The organism is Exiguobacterium sp. A1_3_1 (assembly GCF_048985645.1).
Taxonomy (GTDB): Bacteria; Bacillota; Bacilli; order Exiguobacteriales; family Exiguobacteriaceae; genus Exiguobacterium_A; species Exiguobacterium_A indicum.
Genome location: NZ_WBYY01000174.1, coordinates 1 through 6,810, shown reverse-complemented (window position 1 = coordinate 6,810; position 6,810 = coordinate 1). Strand labels below are relative to the sequence as shown.

5 protein-coding genes and 1 pseudogene are annotated in these 6,810 nt (G+C 49.2%); 3 read left to right on the top strand and 3 right to left on the bottom strand.

Translation table 11 applies throughout. The features are described from left to right. A pseudogene (locus F8N00_RS15060) lies at nt 1-2,154 on the bottom strand (hypothetical protein); the annotation flags it as partial. Nucleotides 2,155-2,337: 183 nt separating this feature from the next. Between F8N00_RS15060 and F8N00_RS15055 the strand changes: the two are divergent. Next, entirely contained in the window at nt 2,338-3,180 is an 843-nt protein-coding gene (locus tag F8N00_RS15055; RefSeq protein WP_075643149.1) for a neutral zinc metallopeptidase, read from the top strand. 64 nt (nt 3,181-3,244) lie between these two features. Here the strand turns inward: F8N00_RS15055 and F8N00_RS15050 are convergent, their stop codons facing one another. Both F8N00_RS15050 and F8N00_RS15045 read right to left on the bottom strand, forming a co-directional pair. Next, entirely contained in the window at nt 3,245-3,613 is a 369-nt protein-coding gene (locus F8N00_RS15050) for a nuclear transport factor 2 family protein (RefSeq protein WP_029343141.1), read from the bottom strand. 22 nt (nt 3,614-3,635) lie between these two features. Continuing rightward, on the bottom strand, nt 3,636-4,118 hold the full coding sequence (locus F8N00_RS15045) for an Rrf2 family transcriptional regulator (RefSeq protein ID WP_075642796.1): 483 nt from the start codon (nt 4,116-4,118) through the stop codon (nt 3,636-3,638). Between the two features lie 208 nt (nt 4,119-4,326). On the opposite strand from F8N00_RS15045, the gene cydD reads away from it, so the two are divergent. Further along, nucleotides 4,327-6,057, top strand: a complete 1,731-nt coding sequence (cydD, locus tag F8N00_RS15040; protein WP_075642795.1) for a thiol reductant ABC exporter subunit CydD — start codon at nt 4,327-4,329, stop codon at nt 6,055-6,057. Next, a partial coding sequence (locus tag F8N00_RS15035; protein ID WP_421018497.1) for an ABC transporter transmembrane domain-containing protein occupies nt 6,054-6,810 on the top strand: 757 nt, incomplete at its 3' end. The genes cydD and F8N00_RS15035, both read left to right, overlap by 4 nt.

The following is a 6,810-nucleotide window of genomic DNA, read 5'->3' as shown; positions in this document are numbered from 1 at the left end:
TGGGCTCGGAGATGTGTATAAGAGACAGTTGTTGGCGAGAAACGTCTTACCCCAGTTCAGGAAGGCATTGGCTGAATCAATCGCATCGAACGGTTTCCAGTAGTATTCGTCCGGTACTTGGCTGAGAACAAGGTCGTTTTCCTCGATCATTTCGACGATATCACCCTTTTTCATCCAGGAGAGGCTATCCTGATGTGCTTGTGTCGCATATAAAATCGATTGACGACCGAGATTGTAGCCAGCCAGTGTCGGATAACTGATCGACCGTTCGAGTCCATAAGGGGTCAACATCAATTGTGGAACGGTCCGGGTATCGAGCGGTGCAATCAAGTCGAATAAGGTGAACAAGCCGACTTGTTTCGTTTGTACGAGATCACGTTGTTCCTGCAGAACCTTTAGATTGAAGTCTTGTCGGTCCTTCATCCCCGTGTACTCATCCCGGTAGGCGAATTGCTTCAATCCGAATGCTTTCGCGATCTGTCCAGCTTGTTCCGAGCGACCGGTGTCGAGTAGATATTGCATGAACGTCATCATGTAACCAATCGTCGGTGATGCTCCTTCATGATGAAAGACGGTATCGTGTGCCGACGTATAGACTTGTACGTCACCCGTAGCTTTGATTTCGCCACCTTTTCGTGGATTTTGATTCCAGCGTGGAGTCGCGATGCCGGTACTTGGTTGCGTCATCTCGTCTGCAATCGGGAATTGCAACCACTTCCCATTGACTTCTTCTTGGATAGCCGTGTATTCCTTAGGCATCTTGACCGGATGATAAAAACCTTCCATATAGACAGTCCGGTAAGGGAGGAAAAAGCAGGCGACGACGATCAGCGTACCGACGATCGAGACGACCCGGTACAACTTCGGTGGAATCGTCCGGGACGCACGGATAAAGACGGCATTTAATCCGACGGCGAGCAACAAGCTGTAACTGACCATCAAGAGACCAACTAGCTTATTCGGATCGCGGAACATCGCACCAATCAACGGTGTCTTCGTCACGAACAGGACAAACGCATCGGCAACTTGTTCATGGGTACCGGTCGCAAAGACGATCAGCGGAATCGCAAGCAGACTAAAGAACAGATGGATCGGTTGCCGATACGCGACGACGGCTCCTAGCAAGATGAGTAAAAGTGTAATCGCGCCAGCAATCCAAAACGTCAGCGGTAACGTAGTCAAATCAAACATCGGCCACCAGTAGCTCGTTAAAAATAAAACGTTCGTCCAGCTCGAGTGTCGGCTGAACAACATCAACGTATCAGAGACATTGATATTGTGTTGTGAAGCTTGTGATCCAGTCAGGATCGAGCCGACGTACATCAAGAACCAATATCCATTGAATAGTAGAAAAACGAGACCAAACGCACAAGTCGCCCGAGCATAAAACCATAGTAACGACGACCAAATCCGTTCTTTGCGACGCGTCCAACTTGTCTTTAGGAAAATGAGTCCGACCATGATTCCCATATAGATCAGCGAGAAGAAGAAATAATGGATCCCCGCCGCCATGAAGGCAAAGACGATCGATAGTCCGGTGATATCAATCCATGTCCGTCGACTCAATCGATCAGACAAACGGAAACCAGGATCGAGCTGTTCCCGAAACTTCGGGTCGAAGATGTTGAAGAACAACATCAAAGCGTAAGGGAAGACGGAATAGCCACATAATAAATAGATATGTTGAATCCGCGTAATCACCCACGGGTTCAAGGCATAAAACAACGCGGCAATCGCAAAGGCAATCAGTGAGAGATAAGAAAAGTGCTTCGAGACATAAACCGAGTGGAGCCGTTTCGTAAAAGCGAACATCGATAAAGCAGAGATCGTCAACAGTCCGATGATGAATGACTTGATCAAGACGGGACCGGATGAGCCAAACAATAGACTGAGTACATAAAACGGTAGGATGTAGAGCAATCGTGCGACATTCAGAAGCGTCGTCGTGCTCCAGCGGTTGTTCCAAGCCCCATAAATTTCTTCTAAGTAGCGATGGGAGGATAGTCCGAAGGATAGATCGCTAAACGTCACCATACCGGAACGAAACAACGGAAAGCTATAAATTAGGATGAATACAAACATACCAGATAGGACAAGGATGTCCTTACGGTACGTATGCATGAAGTTCTTGAGGTGTTGACGGAACGAGTGCATCGGACAACTCCTTTCTGCGAAAATCCGTGCTGAACTTCTTCTCTACAGGAGGGCGATATTCCTAGAAATGGATGTACTTATTTTAGCAATGAATACGAGAAGGAACGTCCATCCTAAGACGGAGCGTTACGGACGAATGCTTTCGGGTAAAGACCTACAACGAAACGAGTAGGAGGAAAGCGCATGAAATGGAAGGGAAGAGAACGGAGTTCAAACGTTGAGGATCGGCGAGGAATGGGTGGGAAAGGAATCGCCGGCATCGGTGGTGGTGTCGGAATCATCCTGCTGATCGTCATCACCTTGATGGGCGGTAATCCAGCTGAGTTACTCGGAGACTTAACCGGTGAGGATCAGCAAAATACGACGTACGAAGAAACAGCACAGGAAAAAGAAGCAGCGGATTTCGTCTCTGTCGTCTTAGCGGATACGGAACGGGTCTGGACGAAGGAATTCAAAGAGGATGGTAAGACCTATAAAGAACCGAAGCTCGTCTTATATACGGATCAAGTCAGTTCGGCTTGCGGACAAGCAGGGAAGTCCGTCGGTCCCTTTTATTGTCCCGGCGATCAGAAATTATACATTGATTTAAGCTTTTATGATGAACTGCAGACGAAGTACGGGGCACCGGGCGATTTTGCGATGGCTTATGTCATTGCGCACGAGGTCGGACACCACGTCCAGACGTTACTCGGAAAGTCGGATGAGATCATGCCCCTTCGAGAGAAAATGAGTGAGGAGAAGTTCAACAAGTACCTCGTTCGATTCGAACTACAGGCCGATTATTATGCCGGCGTCTGGGCGCATCATGCGCAAGGCGAAAACTTGCTCGAAGAAGGCGATCTTGAAGAAGCGTTGACGGCAGCGAATGCTGTCGGGGATGATACGTTACAAGAGAAGGGACAAGGATATGTCGTACCGGAGAGTTTCACCCACGGCACATCAGCGCAACGAGAACGTTGGTTCCAAAAAGGCTTTGATAACGGCACGATCGAAGGTGGAGACACATTCAAAGCGAAGAACCTATAAAAATACCAAAAAACCTGTGTTCTGCTTTCGCGGAACACAGGTTTTTTGGTATTTAAAAGTAATCTTATGAACGGAACATCGTCGGATCATCTGGAACGTTCTCCAGGTAAGCGATCCGTCCGTTTTCATCGAGACGTGCGATATCTTTTCCGTCTTGTGTGAAGACACTACCGTCTGCCCGTTTTCCGCAAACTGCCCAGCGTGTTTCATACGTTCCGGGTGTTGTTTCTTCCCAGCCCGCATACATGTGCTTAATATCCTGATTCGCCGTGAACACATGACGGACGAACTGTTTCCAGGCGTCGATGCCGTGCTTTGGTTGTCCGTTCAGAACGAACGTGATGTCTGTCGTGAATAAGGAAACGAGATCCTCAAAAGCTTGTGCGTCCGTGCGTGACGCGTCGAATAAGTCGAAATAACGATTCAATACCATAGTAAAAACCTCTTTCTGTTCATTAAAGTGTCATCATCCGGTCTGTGATTAACGCATGCAACCGTTCTAAATGTTCCGGTGGACAGGAGGCGTCGATTGCTTGACGGATCGAGCCAATCGATTCGCGCTTCAACGTCGATTGCCACGCCTCTTCCGCTTCTGTCATCAGATTCGAGAGTAGACCGATTTCCTGTTCCTGAATTCCCATCAAATCCTCAAAGACACCGCTTGACACATACAACGTCTGCTTGCCCTCGATCGCTTGATAAATGTCAAAGATTTGAATTTCGTCTGCCGGACGTCGTAAGCGAAAGCCACCTTTGACACCCGGTACGGAATACAACAGATCCGCCTGGACGAGTTTTCGTAAGAGCTTTTGGAAATAAGTCGGCGAGGCACCAAGTTGCTGGCTGATGAATTCACCGGGCAACACAGCGCGATCCGGAAGGAAGGTCAAAAGCAACATCGCGTAGACGGATTGCTCGACCCCGGTTTTCATTTGCATGAGAAGTCCCCTTTCGTTAAACGTGGATAATGTATATCCATAATAGTTTCATTCGAAAGAATTGTCGAGTTTTATGCTCTCACAAAACCGTCACACCTTTTCGACAGCATCTGCATGGCATCCCCGTTCCGGATTCGGTATACTAAATGTACGATATGTGAAAATATTCACTAAAAGTCGTTCACACTTTGTGAAAGGACGTTTGTATATGAATCCATTAAAAGGAATCGTCCAGATTCCACGCAGTATTCTCATTCAATTCATCATTGCAGCTTTCCTAATGGGGGTTGCGGTCATCGGTCAATCGTACGGCATCGTGTTGACGGTCGATCGGATTTTCTTAAAAGAACAACCGTTTGAAGCCGTCATTCCGTTACTACTCGTCGTCCTCGGAATGCTGTTGCTCCGGGTCGCCGTGACGTATTGGAACGGTCGTCTCGGTACGACGTTATCGGCACACATGAAGCAGGCGCTTCGGGAAGCACTCGTCGCGAAATACACAGGTCGTTCGGTCGAGATGATGCTACAAGGGCAAGCGGGACAGAAGGTCAGTGTCTTGCTCGACGCTGTAGACGAGATGGACAGCTACTACAGTCAGTACTTGCCGAAAGTCGTCCAGACGACGATCGTTCCCTTGATGGTCTTGATCGCGGCATTCAGCTATGACTGGATCACTGGTCTCGTCATGATGATCACAGCACCGTTCATTCCGTTGTTCTACATCATCATCGGCATCATGACGCAAAAGCGGGCGGATGCTCAACTCGAGAAGATGACGGCATTCTCGGGAACGTTCCTTGATACGTTGCAAGGACTGACGACCTTGAAGTTATTTGGTCGTGCGAAACGACAACGTGACGTCATCGAAAAAAGTAGTCTTGATTTCCGGGATGCGACGTTAACGGTCTTGAAGCTCGCCTTCTTGTCGTCGTTGATGCTTGAGTTCATCTCGATGCTCAGCATGGGAATGATTGCACTTGAAGTCAGTCTGCGCTTGATTTTGTTCCAAAGCATTACCTTCATCCCGGCGTTCCTGATGCTCGTGTTGGCACCAGAATACTATCTTGCCTTAAAAGAGATGGGAGCTGCCTTCCATACGGGACGAGGTAGTGTCGCGGCAGCGAAACAGATCGCAGCCGAACTAACAGCAGACGATCGTCCTGTTGCCTTCGGTCAATCAGAACTTGCGATGAACCGTCCACCACGAATCGTCTTGGATGAAGTTGATTTTACGTATCAAGAAGGACGCTTTGCCTTACAAGACGTGACACTTGCGATTGAACCGTATCAAAAGGTGGCGTTGATCGGTCGCAGTGGTGCCGGTAAGTCGACTGTCTTACAGTTGATTGCCGGACTCGCGGATCCAAAAGAAGGACGGATTCTGCTTGACGGGATTAATCGCAGTCAGGTGGAGGAAGCGAGCTGGTTCCGTCAGTTGAGCTACATCTCGCAGCATCCGTATCTGTATGCCGGAACGCTGGCAGAAAACATCGCAATCGGTGAACTCCGTCAAGCGACGCCGGAAGAGATTTTTGAGGCGGCGCAGGCAGCAGGACTCGAGGAGTTGATTGCGACGTTACCTGAAGGGATTGACACAGTAATTGGAGAAGGTGGACGTGGTCTATCAGGCGGCGAGAAACAGCGCGTTGCGTTGGCACGAGCGTTCTTGAAACGACCGAACGTCATCGTCTTTGATGAACCGACGACAGGACTCGACGTCAAAACGGAGCGACTGCTTCAGCAAGCGATCGAACAGCTTGGACAAGCAGCGACAGTCATCACTGTCGCACACCGTCTGCATACGATCGAGCGCTCAGATCAAATCGTCGTCCTCGATGGTGGACGAATCGTCGATCGTGGCACGCACGATGAACTGCTTGGGCGTGATTCGGAATATGCGCGGATGCGTAGCGTCCAGAGAGGGGAGGAAACACGATGAAAGAACTACTAAGAGTCTTTCGGTTGATGGTGCATCAAAAACGCGATATCGCCTGGTCGATCTTCTTCGGTGTCCTCGCCGGAGTGACAGCGGTCGGGTTATTCGCAGCAAGTGGTTATCTGATTTCAAAGGCAGCCTTATTGCCACCGATCCAGACGCTTGCCGTCTTGATTGCGTTGCAAAAAATTTCGAGTCTGACGCGCGCCGTCAGTCGATATGCGGAACGTTATTATTCGCACCGGGCGACGTTTACGATCCTCAGTGATATCCGGACGTCGTTTTACCGTCGACTTGAGCCGCTCGCGCCAGGAATTTTCGGCAAATACCGGAGTGGGGATTTACTTGCCCGGATCGTCGGTGACGTCGAAAGTCTGCAAAATACGTTCTTACGTGTTCTCTATCCACCGATCGTCTTGTTGCTTGTCTTCTTCTGTACGATCTTTTTCGTCAGTTTCTTCTCGTGGACGATTGCCGGGATTCTATTGCTTGGTTTGATTCTGACCGGTTTCTTGATTCCGGGTTGGTTCGCGTACCGCGAACAACGTTTCGCACGTTCGGTTCGTGTCCGCCGTGGTGATCTGTCGACAGAAGTGACAGAGTTGTTCCAAGGCTATCGTGACTTAAAGATTTACCAGCAACTGGATCAAAAAGAACAGGACTTGAATGCCGTCGCAAAACGGTATGTCGAGGAAGAAAAACGGAATGGATTACACGCTGTCTCGAACCTGGCCTTGAATACGATGGCTGTCTCTT